Origin of the sequence: Pseudomonas agronomica (assembly GCF_025917275.1) — a bacterium.
GTDB lineage: Bacteria > Pseudomonadota > Gammaproteobacteria > Pseudomonadales > Pseudomonadaceae > Aquipseudomonas > Aquipseudomonas agronomica.
Genome location: NZ_JAOSHO010001176.1, coordinates 1 through 225, shown reverse-complemented (window position 1 = coordinate 225; position 225 = coordinate 1). Strand labels below are relative to the sequence as shown.

The following is a 225-nucleotide window of genomic DNA, read 5'->3' as shown; positions in this document are numbered from 1 at the left end:
CCAGCATGCGCACACTCAAGATCGAACCGTTGACCAAAGAAGCCTTCGCCCCGTTCGGTGACGTGATCGAAACCGACAGCAGCGATCACTTCATGATCAACAACGGCTCGACCATGCGCTTCCATCGCCTGGCGACGGTCGAGACCGCCACGCCAGACGACAAGGCAATCATCAGCATTTTCCGCGCCGACGCGCTGGACATGCCATTGACCGTGCGCATGCTGG

Annotated in this window: 1 protein-coding gene; it reads left to right on the top strand. The window is 59.6% G+C overall.

What is annotated here, in order from left to right; all coding sequences use genetic code 11:
* Positions 1 to 5 precede the first annotated feature (5 nt).
* A partial coding sequence (locus OC610_RS29445; RefSeq protein WP_264433408.1) for an ureidoglycolate lyase occupies positions 6 to 225 on the top strand: 220 nt, incomplete at its 3' end.